20 protein-coding genes and 1 tRNA gene are annotated in these 21,540 nt (G+C 43.1%); 10 read left to right on the top strand and 11 right to left on the bottom strand.

The annotated features are described in order from the left end of the window. Nucleotides 1-10: 10 nt before the first annotated feature. Entirely contained in the window at nucleotides 11-2,332 is a 2,322-nt protein-coding gene (locus ACRYI5_RS04570; protein ID WP_448224439.1) for a glycoside hydrolase family 65 protein, read from the top strand. Between the two features lie 46 nt (nucleotides 2,333-2,378). Here ACRYI5_RS04570 and ACRYI5_RS04565 read toward each other — a convergent pair whose 3' ends face one another. After that, a complete protein-coding gene (locus ACRYI5_RS04565; RefSeq protein ID WP_448224438.1) occupies nucleotides 2,379-3,425 on the bottom strand; it encodes an SDR family oxidoreductase in 1,047 nt (348 codons plus the stop codon). 114 nt (nucleotides 3,426-3,539) lie between these two features. On the opposite strand from ACRYI5_RS04565, the gene ACRYI5_RS04560 reads away from it, so the two are divergent. After that, nucleotides 3,540-4,112 (top strand): TetR/AcrR family transcriptional regulator, encoded by a 573-nt coding sequence (locus ACRYI5_RS04560; RefSeq protein ID WP_448224437.1) that lies wholly within the window; start codon nucleotides 3,540-3,542, stop codon nucleotides 4,110-4,112. Nucleotides 4,113-4,205: 93 nt separating this feature from the next. On the opposite strand, the gene pnuC is transcribed toward ACRYI5_RS04560, so the two are convergent. Together pnuC and ACRYI5_RS04550 are read right to left on the bottom strand one after the other, a co-directional pair. Beyond that, a complete protein-coding gene (gene pnuC, locus ACRYI5_RS04555) occupies nucleotides 4,206-4,973 on the bottom strand; it encodes a nicotinamide riboside transporter PnuC (protein ID WP_448224436.1) in 768 nt (255 codons plus the stop codon). Between the two features lie 358 nt (nucleotides 4,974-5,331). Further along, nucleotides 5,332-5,553, bottom strand: coding sequence for a hypothetical protein (locus tag ACRYI5_RS04550; RefSeq protein WP_407879521.1), 222 nt, complete (start codon nucleotides 5,551-5,553; stop codon nucleotides 5,332-5,334). Nucleotides 5,554-5,731: 178 nt separating this feature from the next. On the opposite strand from ACRYI5_RS04550, the gene ACRYI5_RS04545 reads away from it, so the two are divergent. The 3 genes from ACRYI5_RS04545 to ACRYI5_RS04535 all read left to right on the top strand — a co-directional run bounded on the left by ACRYI5_RS04545 (nucleotide 5,732) and on the right by ACRYI5_RS04535 (nucleotide 9,486). Next, nucleotides 5,732-5,803, top strand: a tRNA-Arg gene (locus tag ACRYI5_RS04545). Nucleotides 5,804-6,128: 325 nt separating this feature from the next. Then, entirely contained in the window at nucleotides 6,129-8,936 is a 2,808-nt protein-coding gene (locus tag ACRYI5_RS04540; RefSeq protein WP_448224435.1) for a BspA family leucine-rich repeat surface protein, read from the top strand. Between the two features lie 331 nt (nucleotides 8,937-9,267). Continuing rightward, entirely contained in the window at nucleotides 9,268-9,486 is a 219-nt protein-coding gene (locus ACRYI5_RS04535; protein ID WP_407879525.1) for a hypothetical protein, read from the top strand. Nucleotides 9,487-9,625: 139 nt separating this feature from the next. Here the strand turns inward: ACRYI5_RS04535 and ACRYI5_RS04530 are convergent, their stop codons facing one another. The 6 genes from ACRYI5_RS04530 to ACRYI5_RS04505 all read right to left on the bottom strand — a co-directional run bounded on the left by ACRYI5_RS04530 (nucleotide 9,626) and on the right by ACRYI5_RS04505 (nucleotide 15,785). After that, entirely contained in the window at nucleotides 9,626-9,703 is a 78-nt protein-coding gene (locus ACRYI5_RS04530) for an IS3 family transposase (RefSeq protein ID WP_407879687.1), read from the bottom strand. A gap of 727 nt (nucleotides 9,704-10,430) precedes the next feature. After that, nucleotides 10,431-11,708 (bottom strand): MFS transporter, encoded by a 1,278-nt coding sequence (locus ACRYI5_RS04525; protein WP_448224434.1) that lies wholly within the window; start codon nucleotides 11,706-11,708, stop codon nucleotides 10,431-10,433. Nucleotides 11,709-11,815: 107 nt separating this feature from the next. Next, complete coding sequence (locus ACRYI5_RS04520; protein WP_448224433.1) at nucleotides 11,816-12,763, bottom strand: LacI family DNA-binding transcriptional regulator; 948 nt, start codon at nucleotides 12,761-12,763, stop codon at nucleotides 11,816-11,818. 29 nt (nucleotides 12,764-12,792) lie between these two features. Continuing rightward, complete coding sequence (locus ACRYI5_RS04515) at nucleotides 12,793-13,614, bottom strand: HAD family hydrolase (RefSeq protein ID WP_448224432.1); 822 nt, start codon at nucleotides 13,612-13,614, stop codon at nucleotides 12,793-12,795. Between the two features lie 288 nt (nucleotides 13,615-13,902). Continuing rightward, the gene (locus ACRYI5_RS04510; RefSeq protein WP_448224431.1) at nucleotides 13,903-15,330 is read right to left on the bottom strand and encodes a MucBP domain-containing protein; all 1,428 of its coding nucleotides are present in this window, start codon (nucleotides 15,328-15,330) and stop codon (nucleotides 13,903-13,905) included. Beyond that, nucleotides 15,327-15,785, bottom strand: coding sequence for a hypothetical protein (locus ACRYI5_RS04505; RefSeq protein WP_448224430.1), 459 nt, complete (start codon nucleotides 15,783-15,785; stop codon nucleotides 15,327-15,329). The genes ACRYI5_RS04510 and ACRYI5_RS04505 overlap by 4 nt, the downstream gene beginning before the upstream one ends. 452 nt (nucleotides 15,786-16,237) lie before the next feature. Between ACRYI5_RS04505 and ACRYI5_RS04500 the strand changes: the two genes are divergently transcribed. From ACRYI5_RS04500 to ACRYI5_RS04480, 5 genes are all read left to right on the top strand, one after another. Continuing rightward, nucleotides 16,238-17,419 carry a betaine/proline/choline family ABC transporter ATP-binding protein gene (locus ACRYI5_RS04500; RefSeq protein ID WP_407879534.1) on the top strand — a complete coding sequence of 394 codons (1,182 nt, stop codon included), beginning with the start codon at nucleotides 16,238-16,240 and terminating at the stop codon, nucleotides 17,417-17,419. A gap of 2 nt (nucleotides 17,420-17,421) precedes the next feature. Further along, complete coding sequence (locus tag ACRYI5_RS04495; RefSeq protein WP_448224429.1) at nucleotides 17,422-18,069, top strand: ABC transporter permease; 648 nt, start codon at nucleotides 17,422-17,424, stop codon at nucleotides 18,067-18,069. Then, the gene (locus tag ACRYI5_RS04490; RefSeq protein ID WP_407879538.1) at nucleotides 18,066-19,004 is read left to right on the top strand and encodes an osmoprotectant ABC transporter substrate-binding protein; all 939 of its coding nucleotides are present in this window, start codon (nucleotides 18,066-18,068) and stop codon (nucleotides 19,002-19,004) included. The genes ACRYI5_RS04495 and ACRYI5_RS04490 overlap by 4 nt, the downstream gene beginning before the upstream one ends. A gap of 1 nt (nucleotide 19,005) precedes the next feature. Continuing rightward, nucleotides 19,006-19,662, top strand: coding sequence for an ABC transporter permease (locus ACRYI5_RS04485; protein ID WP_448224428.1), 657 nt, complete (start codon nucleotides 19,006-19,008; stop codon nucleotides 19,660-19,662). 404 nt (nucleotides 19,663-20,066) lie between these two features. Next, on the top strand, nucleotides 20,067-20,213 hold the full coding sequence (locus ACRYI5_RS04480) for a hypothetical protein (RefSeq protein WP_448224427.1): 147 nt from the start codon (nucleotides 20,067-20,069) through the stop codon (nucleotides 20,211-20,213). Nucleotides 20,214-20,501: 288 nt separating this feature from the next. Here the strand turns inward: ACRYI5_RS04480 and ACRYI5_RS04475 are convergent, their stop codons facing one another. Both ACRYI5_RS04475 and ACRYI5_RS04470 read right to left on the bottom strand, forming a co-directional pair. Next, nucleotides 20,502-21,029, bottom strand: coding sequence for a GNAT family N-acetyltransferase (locus ACRYI5_RS04475; protein WP_407879544.1), 528 nt, complete (start codon nucleotides 21,027-21,029; stop codon nucleotides 20,502-20,504). 13 nt (nucleotides 21,030-21,042) lie between these two features. Next, the gene (locus tag ACRYI5_RS04470) at nucleotides 21,043-21,501 is read right to left on the bottom strand and encodes a MarR family winged helix-turn-helix transcriptional regulator (RefSeq protein WP_407879546.1); all 459 of its coding nucleotides are present in this window, start codon (nucleotides 21,499-21,501) and stop codon (nucleotides 21,043-21,045) included. Nucleotides 21,502-21,540: the final 39 nt, after the last annotated feature.

Here is a 21,540-nt window from a genome sequence, read left to right as displayed (position 1 = left end):
ACGGCGCGCGATGGCAATCAGCGAGCAAAAACAATCATTTCAATTACATTTACAGGAGTTGACGGATCAAACGCCAGCTTTTTTAGAGACGATCTATGCGGTGGCAAACGGCCATTTGGGGGTGCGGGCCAGTAACCCATTGCAAGGTAACGGCCGCCAAACGTCAGGGACCCCAGGCCTCTTTGTGAACGGTTTTTATGATCTTAGTCAAATTACATATGGGGAAACCTATGCCGGTTATCCAGAAAACAATCAAACCATCGCGCAGCTGCCGGACCCACGGTACTTGGTCATCGAGGTGGATGGCCAACGTTCAGACCAAGTCGCGTTTACGACGCGGGTGATCGATAAGAACCTCGACCTGGAAACGGGGTTACTGAACGAACTGTTTGAAATCACGGCCCCGAGTGGCAAACTGCTTCAGCTGTCGATGTCAACGTTTGCGTCACAGGCGGATTCAGCCATTTTTTGTGAGAGCTATTCGGTGCGTCCACTGAACTTTAGTGGTCCGGTAAAGCTGTATAAAGAACACCCGTACATTGATCAAGTGTTTGATAAGAGCACCGACATCCGGGCAGTGACCAGAAAAAACGTCCTTGACCGTCAGTTTATTGACGCTGATTTTCCCGCCATGCAGATCACCACACAAAAAAGTCAGCTGGGGTTGATCTTAATGTGGCGATATCTAGGGGAGGATTCACTGGTTCAGTTTGATCAAACAGACGGGATGCCGAAGTATGTGATGGATCTTGAGCTCCAACAGGGGCTGGCCGAATCGTTTGACTTTGGCTATTCCATTGGCCAGATCCATAGTTTGATGGATGTGGCTATGAACCATGATACCTACCTGAAACACGCTAATCACCATTTAGAACACCATTCGTTTTCATCGCTATTTACAGAATCGGCTCAGCAAATGCGGGCGTTTTGGCAGGACACAGATATTCAGCTAGAGGGTGATCCAGAGACGCAGCGTGGCTTGCGGTTCAATCTGTTTCACCTCCACCAGTCTGCCGGGCACGATGGAAACACCAGCATTCCGGCGAAGGGGCTCACAGGTGCCGGGTATGAGGGCCATTACTTCTGGGACACCGAAATGTTTATGTTGCCCGCGTTTATTTACACGGAACCAGCACTGGCAAAATCGGTGCTCATGTATCGCTACAATACCTTGGATGCCGCCCGACGTCAGGCCAGGGAGTTTGGGCTTGACGGTGGGGCGATGTTTGCTTGGCGAACGATCAACGGAACGGAGGCCTCGCCATACTTTCCGGCGGGGCTCGCCCAGATGCACATTAACGCGGACATTGCCTATGCGGTTGCTAAATACATCGAGGTGACCGGTGACCAGGACTTTTTGCTGACTGCTGGGTTCGAGCTGATCCTTGAAACGGCGCGGTTCTGGCAACGAGTGGGGAGCTTTGGTGTGGATGGGCCTCAGGGTGGTCGCTTTGTTATCAATAAGGTCACTGGGCCCGATGAGTACACCGCGTTGGTTAATAATAATTATTATACAAACCGGATGGCAAAACATAACCTCGCGTTGGCTGTTCAGTATGCACAAGAACTCAAGCAAACGCACCCGGGGCGTTTAGAAGAACTGGGGGTAACGGACAAAGAAATTGCGAGTTTTGATCATGCGGCCAATAACATGTACCTGCCGTTTGATGATGAACTCGGGGTCAAGATGCAGGACGACGGGGCGTTTAACATGCCAATCTGGCCATTTGATCAGACGCCGCGCGATAATTATCCGCTCCTGTTGCACTACCACCCACTGCGGTTGTACAAGCATCAGGTGAACAAGCAGCCAGATACGTTGCTTAGTGATTTCTTATTCCCAGAAGATCAGGACATGGCGCAGTTAAAACGGGACTTTGATTACTATGAGCCACTGACGACCCACGATTCGTCGTTATCGCGGCCGATCTTCAGCATTTTGGCTAACCGCATCGAAGCGCACCATAAGGCATACCGCTACATTGCGGAATCCTTACTCACAGATTTAAATAACGGGCAGGGCAACTCGCAGGATGGGGTTCACCTTGGCAGTATGGGTGCTAGTTGGATGGAAATGGTATATGGCGTCGCTGGAATGGCCCAGACCAAGCAGGGGTTGGTGTTTGCACCACACTTGCCGGTTCAGTGGACAGCGCTGACGTTTAAAATCAAGTACCAAGGGACCCAGATCGGCATTCACATCACCCGGAATCAGGCCCGGTTTGAGCTGTTGAGCGGGAGTAAACTGACCCTTTGCTGTGCGGACCAACCGGTCGTTTTGGAAGCCGGTTCAAAGGCCAAACGGACCGTGACGGTATCATTAACTGAATAGAAAAAAAGCCGGGTCCAGATGAATTAGTCATCTGGACCCGTTGCTGTTATTTGGGGTGAACGATCCCAAGATCGATCATGGACTGAGCGGTGGCGATAATGGCGGTTTTGGCAGAACGAGGGTGCCAGTCGAGCATCGTCACAGCTTTAGCGTTACTTGTTTCTGCGTAGACACCGACCAATCCCGCCACCATGCGCAACATTGGGTTGGTTAAGGCGGCGGCCTTTAGCACTGCGTTGGGGATGATCTTGGTGGGGATGTTGGCCGCGTAGTCTGGAAAGGCCGTTCGAAGAATGTCAGCCACCTCAAGCATGGATAATGTCTCGCCAGTGGTAGCAAGGAACCGTTCGCCGCTCGCGTTGGCCTTGGTCATTGCCAGAATGTGTAAACTGGCGACATCACGGACGTCCACGTAACCAGAATCAACATGTGGGACAGCCTTCGTTTTCCCTGTTAACAGATCCTGAATTTGAATGTTGGAGTGAGAGTAATCACCAGCTAAAACGGGGCCCATAACGGCCACCGGATTGACCGTCGCAAGTTCCAGGCCGTTACCTTCTTCACGAATAAAGCGCCAAGCGGCCTGCTCGGATAGCGTCTTTGATTTTTGGTACGGGTGCACCTTGCCGGATGAGAGGTCAGACCAGTCTTCCTCAGTGTATGGTGTTTTGCGGTTCTTATGTCCGGCAAAAACGGCACCGTAAGCGGAGGTCAAAACGACCCGTTTAACGTGGGCATCACGGGCCGCAGTGAGGACGCGGAGCACGCCGTCAATGGCAGGCCGAATCATTTCATCCTCATTTTTAAAGTTCAGCGTGGGGGTTGGGGAGGCTGGGTGAATGACGTAGTCGGCGCCAGTCATAATGGTGGCCCAATTGTCATCGTGCGTCAGGTCAGCAGCCATGACACTGAGGTCGCTGAAATCGGTCCACCCACCAGTGGTGAGCATATCGTGAATGAGGGCTGTCTTCTTTAAGTCACGAACGGTGGTCCGAACGGCGTAACCTTGTTGAAGTAATTGAAGAATTATGTGGATGGCAATAAAGCCGCTGCCGCCGGTTACGACGACCAGTTGTTTTTGTTGTGAAGTCATTGAGAAATCCTTTCGCTTCCGTTACACTTGTAACGTTAATGACAGTAGCATACAGTCACGGGTTCAGTTGTTCAAGTGAAAACGGCGCATCTATGACAGAATGGAGAAAGTGTAATGGCAGCGACACAACATGCACAATCAATCAAACAGGATTCACAAACGTACCTCGCAAACGCGTTGTTGCAATTGTTGGTGACGACGGATTTGACGGATATTACCGTGACCCAAGTGGTGAAGCGAGCCGGGGTCAGTCGAATGGCGTTTTATCGGAATTTTGCGACATTAGATGACATTCTGGTGGCACACTTTAGGCCGTTGATCGATGCTCAGTTTGACGCCGTGATGTACAAACAACCATCAGAAAAGATGGCGGCGCTCAGTGATTTTTTGGTGACGAATATTGATGTTCTTCAACTGGCCGTTGACCGGGGGTTTGAACACGTCATTAAGGAAATTTTTAATGACAACATGTTGCGGTTTTATGAACAGATTGATGTGTGGTCACAATTAACGTCTGCCCAGCAAACGTACTGGCCCCAGTTTATGAGCGCCGGTGTGTACAGAATGTGGCGTGAATGGTTGTTAGGTGGGCAACAAGAGTCACTGACAACGATCCATGACCTCATTGGTGGGTTTCAACGGGCAACACTCGCAGGGTTGCTGGAACAACGAACGGGCGATCAGTAGCGACGATCGCAAAGAAAAATGAGCCTCCAAAGGGAGACTCATTTTTAAATGAATGTTTGAGTGCGTTACTCTGGGCAGGATAAGCCGCTGACGTTAGTTATTGTTGGCAGCATCAAGGTTGGCAAAGTATGCCGTTTCTTTTGCTGCTTGGGAAGCCTGGTTTTGCTTGTTGTACCAAGGTGAAATCGTGAATGCCAAGAAGTCGTTCAACAAGTAAACGGAACTGTTGACGAACATGGCAAGCGTTGCATCACCTTGACGGAATGAGACGGCCCAGAGGACCATCTGGGCAAGACCAGAAGCAACCCACCAGATGTATTGTTGTTTGAAACGAAGGAAACAGATCACGCCGGCACAGGCAGAGATACTAAATGAAATGGCATCGATCCATGGCCGCGGGTCGTTTGTCAGGGCCCCAATCAGGAAGCCAGACAAACCGTATGTGATGATCGTGGCAATAATGGCAACGGAAGTACTCCGCCACGTAAAGGAGCGAATCTTGCTGACCATGTTTTTGTTCCAGCTTGGGCTCAGCAGGACGGGAAGGTCCAACGTGGCCATGTAAACCAGCTGTTCAGCGATGGACAGGTAGTTCTTAGCGGCAAAACCGACATACACAAAACAGAGCGCGGACAGAACCCCAAGAAAACCATTAACACTTTTGGCCTGGTTAATGGCGAGGATGCAGAGCACCCCAAGGGTCGTCCCAATAAAGGTGATCAGGTTGACCAAGCCGAACGGGTTGGAGACAAGTGTCATGACCTGGGCCCCGAGTGAAAACCCGAAGAGCCAGTATGAGGCCGTGTGCCACCCCGTAAGTTGGTGAGCCAGAAACTTGAAATAATTAGTGATGTGATGCATGAAATAAACGCTCCATTCTATGATTTATATTTGTGGCCCGGTAGAGTTTAAAGATTCAGGCCTGTAACGCACTGATAGCTATACTAGCATCATCAACCGCGAAAACAAAATGTCCTCAAAACGCTTTCTGTATATAGCAGTTAACGTGGTTAAGCACCGGCTGACGACTGGTCTACCGGTCTTAGACGGAAATTTACCTCGGACACAAGATGATGTGAAAAAAGTTTTGAAAAATCTATATATTGTGTGTTCGAAATTTGAAACAAAATGAAAACGAGTACTTTTTAAAGGGCGTTTGGGGATAGAAAAAAGGCCGTCAATCCTTTATCAGCAAGGATTGATGGCCATGATGGGTTGATTAAATTAGTTGAAAGCTAAGTTCTGGTTCATTGAGCCGCATAATTTGGCCCAGGTGACTAAACCGAACTTGAAGTTTTTTGACACCATTTAGATTGGTGTCGATAATTTCGATGCGGTACGGTGAGTTGGGGGTTGGGTGAACAAGATTAAACGTTAAGTATTTACCTTTGGGGAAGTGAATGCTGTGGTGACCGATTTCGTTATGAAAAATTGTAATCATCGTTGATCTCCTCCATAAATTTTATTTATGTAAATCATCATAGCAGGTTAATTATTAACATGACAATTAACTGCCTCTCAGCGTTTTTGGGAAAAATGACAAAAATGTTGGTTTTCGGGTTGTGTTTCTGGCTAATATTCGCTAATATAGTAAGGTACCAGTTAGGTATAAACGAGTTGCGCCTGTAGTGTAATGGATCGCACGTAAGATTCCGGTTCTTGAGATGGGGGTTCGATTCCCTCCAGGCGCATAAATGATTTTTACGGAAGTTAATAAAAGAGCCTTAACGTTGATTTACTCATCATCGTTAAGGCTCTTTTGCTGTCTAAATATTCGTGGATGTTCAGGAAAATGGTAGTTAATATTTGAGATTAGTGGAAATATTGGACTATTTATATTGGTGTGTTGACTTAGGATGCATATATAGTCTTTAGAGCTTCACTAATTTAAAATGGCAAATTAAATGATTATATAGTTCATTTGATTAAATATATTTTAATAAAAATAAAAAAGTGTTATAGTTGCGTAGGATGTAATTGTGCAAAACGTAATAGATTACGGGATGGTGTCTAAGTATGGAACCCTATTTAAAAACGCGATATAAACTATATAAATCCGGAAAATTTTGGGTTGTTAGTGGAATAACCATGGTTGCTTTTACCGTTGCCTCCGTTTACTCTAATCAAAATGTTCATGCTGATACATTACCAGTATTAGACGCTAATGAAATAACAGCGCCAATTTCCCAACCAAATAAGTTAGTCTTGGGTAGCGATGCGCATAAAACATCTTTGGTTGAATCCGATGAAGGAACAAATGATCAAGTATCCAAGCAAGCAGCTTCTGAAGATAAAACTAGCACGGATATTTCAAACAGTGTTTTAACAGATAGCTCTGCCGCTGTTCAGGAAAGTGGAAATGATACTACAAGCGCAACAGGCATCACAAGCGCAGCAAGTGCTACAAGCGTATCGAGTGGCACAAATACGGCGAGCACAGCAGGTGCTACAAGTACAGCGAGTGCTACAAGTGCAGCAGTCAGTGCAAGTGCAACAAGTAGCAGTACGGTAAGTACTCCAAGCACTTCAAGTACGGAAAAACTAGCCCCATATACGGTACAAGCGTTGTCTAAAGCGGCCATAATAAAGTCGGGGATAAATGGATCCGTAAAATGGGATTTTGATGATCAAGGGACATTAACTTTGCATGCAGGAACTTTAGCTAATACGTATGGGTATGGTATTGCTACATGGGATGCTTCGTTTCTGAGTTCCGAGACAATTAAAAAAGTCGTTATTGAATCAGGAGTTATTGCAAATAACGACGCAAGTTATTTATTTAGCTCATATGATGGAAATACTGATGCTCCTTGGTTTGAAAGCATCGATGGATTACAAAATGTAGATGTATCAAGGGTAACCAATATGTCTGGAATGTTTGCGTTTGATAAACAGGTCAATCAGATTGACACTCGCGGGTGGAACACCTCAAAAGTAGTTGATATGAAGCATATGTTTTATGGAACGGCTAGTTTAAAGACCTTGAACATTTCGAGTTGGGTAATTCAACCCAAGACAAACATGTATGCTATGTTTGGCTATACACCAAATTTGAGTCAAATTTCCATTGGTTCCGGCTTTAGAGTGAATACTGATTTATCATTCGACGATTATTTTTATGAATGGCCAGCAGGGTGGAATGATCCATCTAGTAATGAATTTCTAACATGGAAAATGGTTGGTACAGGAACGCTTGCTAATCCAGCAGGTCCAACCTATAGCTTAGATAATTTTTTAAACTTATATCAGTCAGGATTAGGCCCCACGGCGACCTTTGTTCGTTCGTTTAGTCCTCAGAAATTGACTGGTAAAGATTTTGTTATGAATCTAGGTGATGCCACTCCTAAAACTAGTGATTTTGGTTTGGGAACGGAAGCAGGGCCGATTGAGATTGATTTTAGTGGCGTTGACTTCTCTAAACCAGGAATTTATTCTGTAAAGCTTAGAAGTGGCGATCAAGTAGTATCGGTGAATTTGACAATCGAAGCGCCGGTAAACTTTGATGATTTAAAAAAAGCGGAGCAGAACTTAGTTAAGGCAACACAAGAGGTTCTTAAAAATCAGTCCTCTATTTTGAATCAAAATCTTAATGACATGATAATCGATGAAATTAGTAATGAGAATCATGTGCTGCATACTAATGATTTTTATAATTCGTTGTCTAACATTTCAGAGATATATGCTAATGAAGAATTGGAAAATAAAATTGCTGAAATTAAGGCTGAAGCAGTTAAAGATAAAATCGACGAGCTCCATAATTTTCTTGGAGAACAAAATAATAAGTCACAAAAGATGTCAAATATTGATCGCCTAACAAAACTCTTAAATGAATTAGCAGATCTGATCAATCAATCACAAACGACAGCTATTGAGTTTCCCAACGATATTATCGGACAATATGTTAAAAATGTTGGACAAATTAGTCAATCCAGTGAAAACAAAATTCAAGATTATATAAAGGCTACGCTAGAAACTGGGAAAGTACTTGATCAATATGCTCAGACACCAGCTTCTACTGCGGTAAATGAAGCTCTATTACAAATTATTCGTGCAGGCTTTGATGGCGGTAGTGAAAACATATTAATGGCGTTACAACAATCTTTTGCTAAACAATACCCAGATTTATCCTTGGAAGAAATTTCTGGAATGGCAAACAGCTTTTATAGTCAATTGATAGAATGGTATAGCAATGGTGATATAAATAGCGCAATTGAAAAGCCGAGCATATCGGGAGACTTTACGTTAGTTCCTGTTGCCATTCCTGGTCGAGAAATGGAGCAGATTTTTCCAGATTGGCACACTGCTAATATTAATAAATATTGGAATATGTTTGTAAACAATATTTTTAATAATACAAGTGCAGGTGAAGAAACGAATCACACGATTTTAGGTGAGCTCGAATACCCACTACTAAGTGATTTGTTACCATTGATTTTGTGGATTCCAGTACCGACGCCACCAACGACGCCACCAACGACGCCACCAACGACGCCACCAACGACGCCACCAACGACGCCACCAACGACACCACCAACGACACCACCAACGACACCACCAACGACACCACCAACGACACCACCAACGGCGCCACCAACGACACCACCAACGACGCCACCAACGACGCCACCAACGACACCTCTATCGACTCCACCAACAGTGTCTGATAAACGGGTAGAAGAAAAATCAGAGCATTATGATACTGCACAGGAGGCATTACCATATACTGGGCAATCTAGAAATAGATTTTTAATGACATTTATTTGGCTTTCTGTTCTTACAAATTTGCTTGTACTGAGTTTGTTTACAAGATTTAAAAGACAGTGATTAAACCACTTAGAAATAACGTCGTAGTGTTCATAATAGATACTTCCGCATTAGTCTATCTGTGAATAGTAAGAGGAAATTTTTGGTTTGTAAATTGCTATAAACTAATTTTAAAACCGCAACGTTGATTTAATTATCAACGTGAACTATACCCCTAAAGTTAAAGTAAAAACTCCAACTTTAGGGGTATTTTTGATGACTAAGATTTCAAAAGAAACAAAATTCAGATAAAAGTAGTGGATATGGATCATGGGGTTCTTCAACATCAAATCAAAATGATTCAGACGTGACCCTTAATGCTAAATCTTCCAGCGATAATGGCGGGTACAAAGTGATTGCCTTATATCGGGTCACAAAATCTTATGATAATAGTTCAGACGAAGATAACTCTGAATTGCATGAAGTTGTTTTATCAGATTTAAAGTTATCAGGTGGTCAGCTTAATGTTGACGATATTTCTACTAAAGACGATAGCAATATTAATGATGTTAGTGATTCGCAATCTGTCGAATTACATGACTTAAATGCAAATGGTATTCAAATTAAGTAACAACCGAATGTTCAATGACAACTCATGATATGATAAATCATATAATGAGGAAAACATCACACCATATCGATAATATAAAAGGGGCCATAGCAGTCATGATCTGCTGAGGTGCACCCTAAAAGCTAAATAGCAATATTCTCTAGGCGTTAAGTTGTCGATATTGAATCGGCGATTTATCGCCTAGTTTCATCTGGATTCGCTTATTATAATAATGAATCCATAATTATTCATTGTGCATTGCTTCCATTATGGTCACCAACTAGGAAAGCTCGATTAATAACTACCATCATCGTACACTCAATATGGTTCTTAATTGCTGCAGTGGTTGTGTAAATAATAATGTAAGCAGACTGTCTTAAGTGGCAATGAAAGTAAGAAGTAATATTTATTGACATTCAAAAAAACTTTAAAGAGCTCAGGCAAGCATAGCATCAGATGAATATACTAAAGCTTTTGATGAAAGTTTCTGTAAGCGTATGGTGGTAGTTAAAATGGTAGTCAGAAAGATATTTTTAAATGTATTTCCCTGTATATCAATGTTTACGGTTTGAAATGATGCGATCCCTCCAGGCGCATAAGTGATTTTTACGGAAGTTAATAAAAGAGCCTTAACGTTGACTTACTCATCATCGTTAAGGCTCTTTTGCTATCTAAATGTTCGTGGATGTTCGCTAATGTTCAGGAATGGCGGTTATTATATTTTGCAATCAATGAAACGATTGAGAAGTACTGGATCATTTTTTACATCATGAAAGATGAGCTGCTTAATCAAGCTCTATCCAACTATAGTGGCTTTGGTTTACGGTTGGGTTGGACTATTACAGCCAAAGTAGAATCGAAACCAAATTAAAAGGCAGATTGCCAGTTGAATACCGGTAATCTGCCTTTCAAGTATCTAGCTTAATTGTCCAATTAAATAGGGCTTACTTCATGAAATAACCCATTCAATCATCGTCCCGTTCCGGCAAATTCACATTTGCCTTCATCCGAAAATAAAGAAGCCAATACAAAACGCCAATTGTGATCGATAGGGCACCGTATAAAATCATCAGTAACGAGTTTCCAAAGTGCTGAAAAGTGAACGTGCCCAAAGGGGAGCCAAGGGCATCGCCCACTAAAAAGCCAGATTGAGCGACACCTAATAAAATGACTGTTTCGCTTTTGGGGAACATATCGTATTCCATTAGCTCTTTGAAAATAAATAAACTAGCGATGAAAAATGACATAATGCCAAAGCCCAAAATTTTAGCAAAAAACATTTTATCCGGTAGCAGGCCCGTGATAATCATGCAAATGCCGGCACATAGTTGACCAACTAAGAACATTCGAACCGGAGATTTCGTTTGCGAAGACCGCTGAAAAATGAAGGAAGCTAATACGGTAATAATGCCAAATGTTGTTACCCAAAATGTGGTTAAACCAACGGAAAGACCGGCTTGTCGAAAAATTGCCGGTAAAATTGGATCAATTAATGCCGTCGTTATCCCCATTAGACCAGTTACTAACATGAGACTAACCCCAAAAAGGCGGTGCTTGGGAACCATTAAAGAAAGGCGATTCTCTTTTTGTTGCATTCGGTTCGCTGGCATATGAACTGTAAGACCCAACGAGGCCATTATCAATGCCGCTGACAATAAGAGAACAATATAGACAATATTTGAAGATTTAAATAACGAAGCTATTGCCCCAGCAATGATGGTAGCAAACAAAGTGCTTAACTGCATTACAGAATAACGAGCTGCTACTAAAGGCCCTTTTGCATCTGAATCTTGGTCGGCTTCACTGTATATCCAAGTTCTGATCAGAAGAAGGGTGATACTCGCTCCCAAACCTGAAAGTAAACCTGAAAGTGCGGAAAAAAGGAGGCTACCAGGAAGGGTTCTAAACAGCATACCGATACCATATAGTGGTAAAAATATTAACGCGGTTTGACGAGGAGAAAGTCGGGCCACTAATGGGCTTAACAAAAATGAGAGCGCGCCCGCAATTGCCATGGCAGAATAGGCGATTGAGTAATGTAAAAGATTATGGGTTTGTTGAGCAAATAAAATTTGCGAGTATTGGGAAATCCCCATTACAAGGTAAAAAATGGTGACCATGGTTATTAATTGCTTGTGTTTAACTATCGGTCTAAAGGCTGTTGCTAATTGTTTTAAGACGAAATCACCTCTGCCCAGTCTTGGACTAATGTTTGCTTTAAATGCATCGTTATATTTGGTCATATTAAACCCCCAGAATTGGATTTTGTCCAACTCTGGGGGTTTGACTTTACTGATTTAACAATCAGTGTACTGGCCTTTTTGTTGGCAAATACATATAGAAGTAAGCTTCAAATACTTGTGTAATCAATGAACGTTGAATCAATTTTATGATGTTCTTGTTTACCGCTTAGGGCTAATTCAAACGCGGCACGTCCAACTTCCTCGAAGTGGTGATCGATCGTTGGAATTTCGAGTAGTTGACTAGATAATTGATGCTCTTGACCCATTAGTCCAGGCATGGGTAAGTGATGGTCGAGATAGTATTGGCGCGTGCTGGCGATGATGTCGTCACCATTGCCAAAAATAAAATTGGGGGCTAACCGATGTGTCGTGTAATAGGCACCCGCTTTATAGCCATCTTGATCCGTCACAACCGGGGTGTAAATCAATGCTGCTGGTATCGGCTGGTTAAAGACTTGTTGATAAGCCCGGTGCATTGATTGACTGGTCGCACTTAAGCGGGAATTGCGACTGAGAAGAATGCCGACCTTATTGAAATGGTGCTGTTTGATCCAAGTGAAAGCTTCAATGTAGGCGGCATCGCGATCAACGTAGGACGCTGGGATGGCGTTTCCCTCGGGATTAAAACAACAAACGATTCGCCCATATTTTTGATAAGACGCCAACTTGCTGGTTGGTAAACCATGGGAAACGAAAATGAGTGCGTCGAATGCGTGTTGATGAAGCTGTTCTAAGTAGGTCAGCTCAATGGCTTGATCATACTTTGAGGGGAGCAGGACGAGCTGATAATCTGCTGAAAGTGCCGCATCCATAAGGCCGGCAACGATTTTACTAAAGTAGGGGTGATGACTGTGTGGCAAAACGACGCCAATGTTATGCGTATTGCCGCGACTCAAATCACGGGCGACAGCGTTGGGTGTGTAGTCTAGTGCCAGCATAACTTGTTCAATTTTTTTCTGAGCAGCCGTACTGACATATTTTTTGTGATTAATGACGCGTGAAATTGTCGCGGGTGAATAGCCGCTTTTCTTGGCAATGTCGTGGATGTTTGTCACAAGTCGAACCTTCTTTTTCAAATGTTTACTTACAGTTTACGCTTCTCGGCAGCTAATAGGTGCTGAATGCCGTAAGCAACACCGTTTGAATCATTATCAGTTGTGATAAATTCAGCGATTTGCTTGATTTCAGGGTTGGCGTTTGCCATCACGATGGGGTGGCCGACTGAATTGAGCATTGGGAGATCATTATGACCGTCGCCAAATGCAGACAGTTCTTCTGTCTGTAAATGTTCACGTTCTTGAATAAAATGAATTCCAACTGACTTTTGGGCAAGCGCACTCGTGACTTCCAGGTAGACCGGACCAGATTGTTGAAAAATGATTCCGGGGAGATCCATTTTTAAAAAGTAATCCTGAACATGGTGCAGTGTTTGTTCCTCATCAAACATCATCATGATTTTGAATATGTGAAGCTGGGGCTGGTTTAATAACTGGCTGAATGAAGTTAGTGTCGGTGATTGGCCAGTGAGGCGACTTTCTGTCGTAATTCCTTGATCGATCTTCTCGGCATACCAGCAATTTTGACCATAACAACTGACGCTGACAGTGGGAAAGCGTTGCCCAAGTTTGCCGAGGATTTGCTGAACAACGGTTGTTTCAATGCTGTTGGCAACAAGGGGAACAAGACGTCTGTTTTCCATTGAAAAAATAAGCCCGCCGTTAAACGCAATTTGGGGTGTTGCCAGATGTAATTGATTAATGGCAAACATCATTTCCATGGGGGCACGTGCGGATACCAGAGTGAATGGAATGTGAGTACTTTTGATAACAGTCGCGTTGTGTTCACTTAAGTGTCCCTGTGAATCTAGCAAAGTATTGTCCATGTCTGAAAAGATGTGTTTGATCATAATGAAATCTCCTATTGTGGTTCTTGAATTAACCCAAGGATAATCTCTGAAACGCGTTTCAGGTCAAGGACATTTTATTGATGAATGAGATTAATTGTGATGGTAATAACGCGTTTTTTCAGGAGCCTTAAAAATTTTATCAGCACCATTCGAAAAGCGCCATGCACGGCCTGAAAGGGGCTTGTACATGACGCTTTTTCATTATATAAAACGAGATGGTGTATCTATTTATGGGGTCAGAAATCCTGGTTTTCAAGTCAATTGTTCGGTATGACTACGAAGGGTTAATTAGCGTGCGTGGCGTTTTAGGAAAACAAGAAGGCCAGCAAGGCCACTAATTAACACACCAGCGATCCCCAACCATGAAGCGGCCTCTGCTGCTGTTTTGGGTAAGAGACTCTTCTGCGAAGATTGGTCAGCTTTCGATGATGATTGCATCGATTGACTAGAATCACTGGGCCGGTTGCTAGAGGTGGACGCGGTTATCTGATTACTGTTTGTACTTGAGGCACTTGAACTATCTTGATTGTTAGCGTTGCTTGAAGATGAACTGTTGTGTTCGGAACTTAAGTTATTAGAACTTGAACTAGGATTTGAACTGTCAGAACTTGAACTATCGGCGTGGTCTTTAGCGTAAACGTAAATTACAGTCTGTGCTGTATCCGTGAAGGCGCCTGTTGCGCTACCGTGGAGTTCTTTAAAGGTGTAGCCGTTGACCTGCTTTTGGGTAGTGGTGTACTTGTCGCCAATGTTGCCATGAAGCACACGATCATCAGCGATTTTGTGACCATCTGTGTCAACATACGTGGCAGTTACATCACCGGCCTTAGTTGAGGCAATCACACTCACGTTTCTCGAGTAAGTCACAATATTCCCATCGCTATCGGTGACGGAATATTTAACAAGATAGGTTCCTGGTTTTGAAATGTCAAAGCCACCTTCATCCACCACTTTAATGGCATTTGTTAACGTGCCATCCTCTACGTCACCGGCCGTCAGCTGGTCTAATAAGTTGAACTTCCCATTCTGATAAAAGGTGATATCCTTGCCATCAATGTAGGGCACAAATCCGGCTTGGCTTGTGCCTGTATATTGACCAGTGATGTTTGCAGTAACGTTAGCTGAGCCTTGAGAAAATGAAGAAGCTACCGTTGTCTTGTCCGTGAAATTAGGAGCAGCAACGGCGAAAGTGATGGAATAAATTTGCCATTGTTTAAGATCATCAAAGTGGACCTTTAGTGTTCCATTGCTTAAAGATGTGAGGGCACTATTGGTAATATCAGTAACTTGATTATCAGCGTCAGTTTTTTGAATGTAGAGAGAATTTGGCTTAATGTCATGATCTGCGGTGACTGTCCCGATGTACTTTCCTAACTCGGTTGATTCCCTAGTTGCAAAAGTTACCGTGTAAAAATGATATGGGGCACTGTACGAAAATCCCCAGAGGTCTTTAGACAATAAGCCGATGGAATTATTTCGGTACCCATTACTTGGATAATTGACCGTATACCATGACGGAACCCCGCCATAAATCGTGGCTCCGGGGATTACCACCTGACCAGGGTTATCTTTCTTGACAGTCAACGTGGGGTTAGCCACGTTGATATTGTGCGAATTACCGGTAGTGTCAATAAGGTTTGCGGCTATTGTTGTCGTAGCGTCCGCGTCTTTTGCATGACAACTAAGTGCAATGGTAACCGTTCCCTCGGTATTCATGTCAACTTTGCTCGTAAAAGTGACTGTGTTGCTATTTGGGTCAAAGAAGATGAGAAGTACTTATCAATGTTTGAATTTAAAGTCAGCGAGCTGTAATCAACGACATTACTGTCTAAATTAACAACGATTTTATCGCCCTTTTGAAGGGTGTTTTTTGAATCTGTATGGACGTTGATGTTGATCAACAATGCATCGAGAGCAGTTTTTGTCTCAGTAAAGTTGGTATCAATAGAAACAGGGATTCCCACGGAAGACGTGGCCTTTGATGAAGAATCTTCTGCTGTCGTACTGGTCGAGCTCGTAGGTTTAAGTGGTGTTCCATCGCTGGTTAATTCGCTTGAGCTAGACGAATTTGATTGATCAGCTGCGTGAGCTGTAGAACCAAAAGCGTTTCCGCACATTAACGCAATAACCACGAGTGCGCTAAGTGGTTTACTAAATTGTCCCTTTAACATGATTACGCCATCTCCAATAAATGAATTTAATTACTTAAGTAAAATAAATATTTTATATTATATAGTTTTGCAAAATTTATGTTTTTAGTCAAGTTTCCGTATTGGGAGAAACGGTCTTGCATCCTTACAGGAATTATTCATGAGTGCCGAATCAACGGAATAAGGGTTAGCCATCATTGGTCATAACGGTGCTACTCTTTACTTGATTAGGTGTGGCAGAGCACATGAATGTAATGCAAAACAACAAGCCACGCTTATAATAATTAGGTCGCTATCCTTTACTATTGATCGGTTAAAGTTTTAGACTGGTTAGATGGGTCGCGCAAGATTTTTGTTAATTTGTGGTTAATAGCCGCGCTAGGGAGTTAGTCGCTATGATCAAAATCAGATCACTTCAAGTGATTAAGTACGGAGAACGTTAGCATCTACCAAATTGGAGGTTATAAATACAAATGTTTTTATCGATGGACCATTTAAATAAAATCTACGCTGGCAATAAGGTTGCCGTTGATGACTTTAATTTAGAAGTCAACCGGGGTGAGTTTATCTGTTTTATTGGGACTTCAGGGTCCGGAAAGACGACGACAATGCGGATGATTAACCGGATGTTACGGCAAACATCTGGAACCATTAAAATTGATGGCAAGGACATTGCAGACATGAATCCGGTGCAATTACGACGTCGGATTGGTTATGTTATTCAAAATATTGGCCTGTTACCACACATGACCATTGGCGAAAACATCACGCTAGTGCCTAAATTGTTAAAATGGCCAGAAGAGAAGCGGCAAGCTCGTGCTAAAGAAATGATTAACATGGTAGAGTTGCCAGAGAATTTTTTGGATCGTTATCCAGGTGAACTGTCAGGTGGGCAACAGCAACGGATTGGCGTTGCACGGGCGCTAGCGGCTGATCAGGATATTATCCTGATGGACGAAGCTTTCAGCGCGTTAGACCCTGTAACACGTGAATTGTTACAGGATTTGGTTAAAAGCTTACAACAAAAATCTGGGAAGACGTTTATCTTTGTGACTCATGACATGGATGAGGCAATGAAGCTAGCTACGCGAATTGTGGTGATGTCACATGGAAAGACTGTCCAGATCGCTACACCGGAAGAAATTCTTCGTCATCCAGCTAATGATTTCGTTGAAGAATTGATCGGACGCGAACGTTTGATCCAAGCAAAGCCAAGCATCACCACTGTTGGGCAGGTTATGTTAAAGACCCCCGTTGCCATGCAAGCCAATCAAAGTATGGCCAGAGCGTTAAAGCTGATGCATGATCGACGTGTTGATACCTTATTGGTAACCAACGAGCACCAGCAATTAACGGGATTTGTGGATATTGAGACGTTAAACGATCATTATGCACCGCAAAATCCGCTTAGCAACATCGTCAATTCAAAAATTTTTTATGTGAATGAAAATGCGGTGATTCGTGATACTGTTGATCGAATCTTGAAACATGGATATAAAAACGTTCCAGTTGTGGATGATCAGCAACACTTGGTTGGTATTGTCACCCGAGCAACTTTAGTGGATATCGTCTACGATGCATTGTTTGGCGAAGACGGTGATAATGAGCAGGAAAGCGTTTCAACAAGCGAAACGGATGAAAAGGCGGGTGCATAAGCATGGTGACCTTTTTACAAAACTACGGCGGCCAACTTGTATTCAAGACATGGCAACATCTGTACATTTCAGGGATTGCCCTTTTCCTAGGTGTGTTGTTCGCGATTCCACTGGGCATTGTATTAACGCGGTTTAAAAGAGCAGCCGGAATCATTATTGGGTTGGCCAGTGTGCTACAAACAGTACCGGCAATGGCATTGTTAGCCTTAATGATTCCAATTTTTGGAATTGGAGCTAAGCCGGCGATTGTTGCATTATTTATCTATTCATTGTTGCCAATTTTACGTAATACGTATTTAGGCCTTGAAGACGTTGATCCAAGCGTGCTGGATGCGGCAAAGGGAATGGGAATGAGTCAATTAGAATCAATTCGGATGGTGGAACTACCACTCGCCGCACCGGTTATTATGGCGGGAGTTCGGTTATCTGGAACGTATGTCATTGCGTGGGCGACCCTGGCCTCATACATTGGTGCTGGTGGACTAGGAGACTTCATTTTCAACGGCCTAAATCTTTATCGCGGTGATTTGATTTTAGGTGGTTCGATCCCTGTAATATTGATGGCGTTAGTGGTCGATTTTTTGTTGGGGAGACTCGAACATCTGTTAACGGCGCAAACAGACTCTGAAAGTAGAGGTGCGACGTCATGAAAAAAACGGGACGAAAATTAATTGGTATCTTACTGGTTAGCCTGAGCATGGTGTTAATCCTTAGTGGCTGTGGCTTTCCTGGGTTAAACAACTCTAGTACAGGGACCGTGCGAATTGCAGCGCAGTCTACAACAGAATCACAGATTATGGCAGAGATGTTGAAGGATCTAATCCAGCACGACACCCCTTATAAGGGAACGATCATTGCAAATCTTGGTTCAGGTAATGTGACCTTTAATGCACAAAAGCGCGGTGATGCTGATATTACGGCAACTCGGTACACTGGGACTGATTTAGAGTCGATCATGGGCAAACAAATTGACCGCTCGCGGACCCCAGCGCAAACGGATGCCTATGTCACAAAATATTTTAAGCAACACTATCACATGACTTACTTTCCGAGCTATGGTTTTGCAGATACGTATGCTTGGATGGTCACTCAGAAGTTTGCGAAGCAAAATCATGTGAACTCAGTGAGCGATTTAAAGCCAGTTGCTAAGACAATGAAGGTTGGTATTGACCCAATCTGGGAAAACCGTCATGGTGACGGTTATGCTGACTTTAAACGGGTTTATGGATACGCTTTTGATGACGTTTATCCGATGCAAATTGGGTTAGTTTATGATGCGTTGGATAACGGTCGCATGGACGCAGTGCTTGGCTACTCTACGGACGGACGAATTGCTAGTTATAACCTAAAGGTTTTAAAGGATGATCGTAATTTCTTCCCGCCGTATAGTTGCAGTGTTGTTGCTAATGACGCCGCTTTAAAAGAATTCCCTAAGCTCAAAGCAACGCTAGCATTGTTAAATGGCAAAATTGATGAGCGGACAATGCAAAAGCTGAATTACCAAGTGGACAATAATTTAGAGGAACCGGCGACGGTTGCACAACGATTTTTACGAACACACCATTACTTTGAGGAGGGTAAGTAACGTGGCAAACCTAAATATTTGGCAACAACTAGTTGCTTACTTTCAACAAAATGGCATGTATGTACTGGCGCAGTTTAATCGGCATTTTTTGATTTCAATTTATGGCGTGCTGTTTGCTGCAATTGTCGGGATTCCCATTGGAATTGTGATTGCGCGATACAAAAAAATGAGTGGCTGGGTAATCGGTGTGGCAAATGTAATTCAAACGATTCCGTCATTAGCAATGCTATCTGTATTGATGCTTGGCTTAGGGCTAGGTGTTAATACGGTCATTGTGACTGTCTTCTTGTACGCATTATTACCGATCGTTAAGAACACATATACCGGAATGTTAAATGTTAATCCTGATGTCTTAGACGCAGGAAAGGGTATTGGAATGACGCGGTTGGAATTGTTACGGTACGTGGAGCTACCACTGGCCTTATCCGTCATTATGGCGGGAATTCGGAACGCATTGGTTCTTGCGATTGGGATCACAGCAATTGGTTCATTTGTCGGGGCCGGTGGGTTAGGCGATATCATTATTCGTGGAACTAACGCCACAAATGGTGGAGCAATTATCTTAGCCGGTGCTTTACCAACGGCCTTAATGGCGATTGTGTCAGATGCCATATTAGGCTGGTTAGAGCGACGGTTTAGTCCAGCTCAGATGAAGTAACAATTTGATGAGCTGTCTTTAACTAAAGAGTGACGTGCCATTGCGTTAAGGTAACCGCTGATTAGAGACTAGACCGGGGTTGCGTAGTCACCTAATGTAAGGTTGGCCTATGTCAGCTTGAAAGAATGATTCGAATTGTGAAAAGATGGAAAGGGAGCGGCTATATGGCCGCTCCTTTTCTGTCGAGATTATGATTGATACGTACTGGAATCTGAAAGTCAAAGAGCAAGGGTGAACCTTAAGATGACATTGAGGATGGCGATGCGTTCTTAATACGCATTTTTGACGTAAGATTGAGTAATCTAAAACACTGAGGGCTACAATTTGTTTTTCGGATGGTAAAATTATCGTAATCATTTATGTAAACGGCTAACGTAATTTTTTTGGTAGTGAGGAAAACAAACATGAATTATGTGATTTTTGGTCTTGAGCTGTTAGCAATTTTGCTTTGGTTAATTTTTGGAGCCCACACACTCTGGCTTGCTCTTATTGGTGTGGCAATCATTATTGTTGTTTCACAATTACTCCACATTCTTTTAAAAGCCCGGTAAACTTTGGCAAGAGATGTTTGCCGTTAAAGTTAAAAAACAATTCAGGTGATGAATTTAGGGCGCATAATAATGCAGTTTTGAGCTGAAAATACAATTAGTAATTGGCAGATGGTGAGAAGGTGTGTGGCCTTAAAGAAAAGGCTTTCATAAGCGAAGAGGCGAACAGTAACATCAATAACAACGATTGAAAAAATGACCGTCAGCCTTAATCATAGACTGGCGGTCATTTTAGTTAAGTGTTTAGACGGAAATGAATTCTTCATAAAACCAAGTGCTACCGAAGCACATTTATGATAAAGCTGGTAAGGCCTTTTCCATCAAAATATCCCGCTGTAAGTCACCACCGAAATCAAATGTGTGGTCACTGAATGGCACGAATCCTAACGTTTTGTAAAAGGCGAGGGCATTTTGGTTATGCTCCCAAACACCTAGCCAAAGCGAGGTCATCCCCAAAGAGTGAGCCTTTGAAACGGCATGGTTAATGAGGTGTTTGCCGAGGCCCAAGCGATGAAATTCTTGCTTAATGTAGATGCGTTCAACTTCCAGATGGTCTTCACCTTGGGGCTCGGTTTGAGCAGCTAGCCAATTTAACTTAAGGTAGCCTGCCAAACGTTCGTTATAGAAGATAAAGTCAAATTCGGACTGGTCATTATTTATTTCATCGATCAACTTAGTTTGATTGTAGGCGGTTGCCAGATAGTGTTGAAGATTTTCCTGAGCGTTATCTGCCGCAAACGTCGCCTTAAAGGTGTTAATACTGATTTCTTGTAATGCATGCACATCGTTAACCGTGACTCGTTTAATCTTGATTGCCATGAACAGTTTCTCCTCAATAGGGTCTGTGATACCCTTTTTTTACTTTTGCCCAATCAGCAACAACGTTGAGACTGACCTTTTCTAACAATTTATCCAGTAGCGCGATTTCTTCATCTGAAAGGGCGGTTAAAGCGACTGCATCGGAGTACTGATTTTCAGCTTTCAAGGTCTGATACAGTTTCTCACCGTGAGGGGTGGCGTATAGCAATTTGTTTTTTTGATTGAATTCATCATCAGATTTAACAATGATGTTCTTTTCGATCAATTTGCTAATGGCTCGATTTGTTGTCGTTTTATCCACACTGAGGAGGGTGGAAAGCTGCATTTGGGTGATGCCAGGATGCTCAACAACACGGCTTAGATATAGGTATTGGCCTTTTTCCAGCGAGAGTGATTTGAATTCTATGTTGCTAATCGAATCTAGTGCCCGTGAAATGCTACCGACGTTGCGTAAAATCGTGTTTTCAATCATAACGACTTCCCTTTCTGAAGATAAAATGAGTGTAACTTA

Source organism: Furfurilactobacillus sp. WILCCON 0119 (genome assembly GCF_053471565.1).
Note: the sequence above shows the minus strand (reverse complement) of the source record. Positions and strands in the feature narration are given on the sequence as shown.

What these genes read in the sequence shown, in the direction of transcription:
- ACRYI5_RS04570 (WP_448224439.1), top strand. Translation starts at nt 11, where the DNA reads ATGGCAATCAGCGAGCAAAAACAATCATTTCAATTACATTTACAGGAG.
- ACRYI5_RS04565 (WP_448224438.1), bottom strand. Translation starts at nt 3,425, where the DNA reads ATGACTTCACAACAAAAACAACTGGTCGTCGTAACCGGCGGCAGCGGC.
- ACRYI5_RS04560 (WP_448224437.1), top strand. Translation starts at nt 3,540, where the DNA reads ATGGCAGCGACACAACATGCACAATCAATCAAACAGGATTCACAAACG.
- pnuC (WP_448224436.1), bottom strand. Translation starts at nt 4,973, where the DNA reads ATGCATCACATCACTAATTATTTCAAGTTTCTGGCTCACCAACTTACG.
- ACRYI5_RS04550 (WP_407879521.1), bottom strand. Translation starts at nt 5,553, where the DNA reads ATGATTACAATTTTTCATAACGAAATCGGTCACCACAGCATTCACTTC.
- ACRYI5_RS04540 (WP_448224435.1), top strand. Translation starts at nt 6,129, where the DNA reads ATGGAACCCTATTTAAAAACGCGATATAAACTATATAAATCCGGAAAA.
- ACRYI5_RS04525 (WP_448224434.1), bottom strand. Translation starts at nt 11,708, where the DNA reads ATGACCAAATATAACGATGCATTTAAAGCAAACATTAGTCCAAGACTG.
- ACRYI5_RS04515 (WP_448224432.1), bottom strand. Translation starts at nt 13,614, where the DNA reads ATGATCAAACACATCTTTTCAGACATGGACAATACTTTGCTAGATTCA.
- ACRYI5_RS04510 (WP_448224431.1), bottom strand. Translation starts at nt 15,330, where the DNA reads ATGAATACCGAGGGAACGGTTACCATTGCACTTAGTTGTCATGCAAAA.
- ACRYI5_RS04505 (WP_448224430.1), bottom strand. Translation starts at nt 15,785, where the DNA reads ATGTTAAAGGGACAATTTAGTAAACCACTTAGCGCACTCGTGGTTATT.
- ACRYI5_RS04500 (WP_407879534.1), top strand. Translation starts at nt 16,238, where the DNA reads ATGTTTTTATCGATGGACCATTTAAATAAAATCTACGCTGGCAATAAG.
- ACRYI5_RS04495 (WP_448224429.1), top strand. Translation starts at nt 17,422, where the DNA reads ATGGTGACCTTTTTACAAAACTACGGCGGCCAACTTGTATTCAAGACA.
- ACRYI5_RS04490 (WP_407879538.1), top strand. Translation starts at nt 18,066, where the DNA reads ATGAAAAAAACGGGACGAAAATTAATTGGTATCTTACTGGTTAGCCTG.
- ACRYI5_RS04480 (WP_448224427.1), top strand. Translation starts at nt 20,067, where the DNA reads ATGAATTATGTGATTTTTGGTCTTGAGCTGTTAGCAATTTTGCTTTGG.
- ACRYI5_RS04475 (WP_407879544.1), bottom strand. Translation starts at nt 21,029, where the DNA reads ATGGCAATCAAGATTAAACGAGTCACGGTTAACGATGTGCATGCATTA.
- ACRYI5_RS04470 (WP_407879546.1), bottom strand. Translation starts at nt 21,501, where the DNA reads ATGATTGAAAACACGATTTTACGCAACGTCGGTAGCATTTCACGGGCA.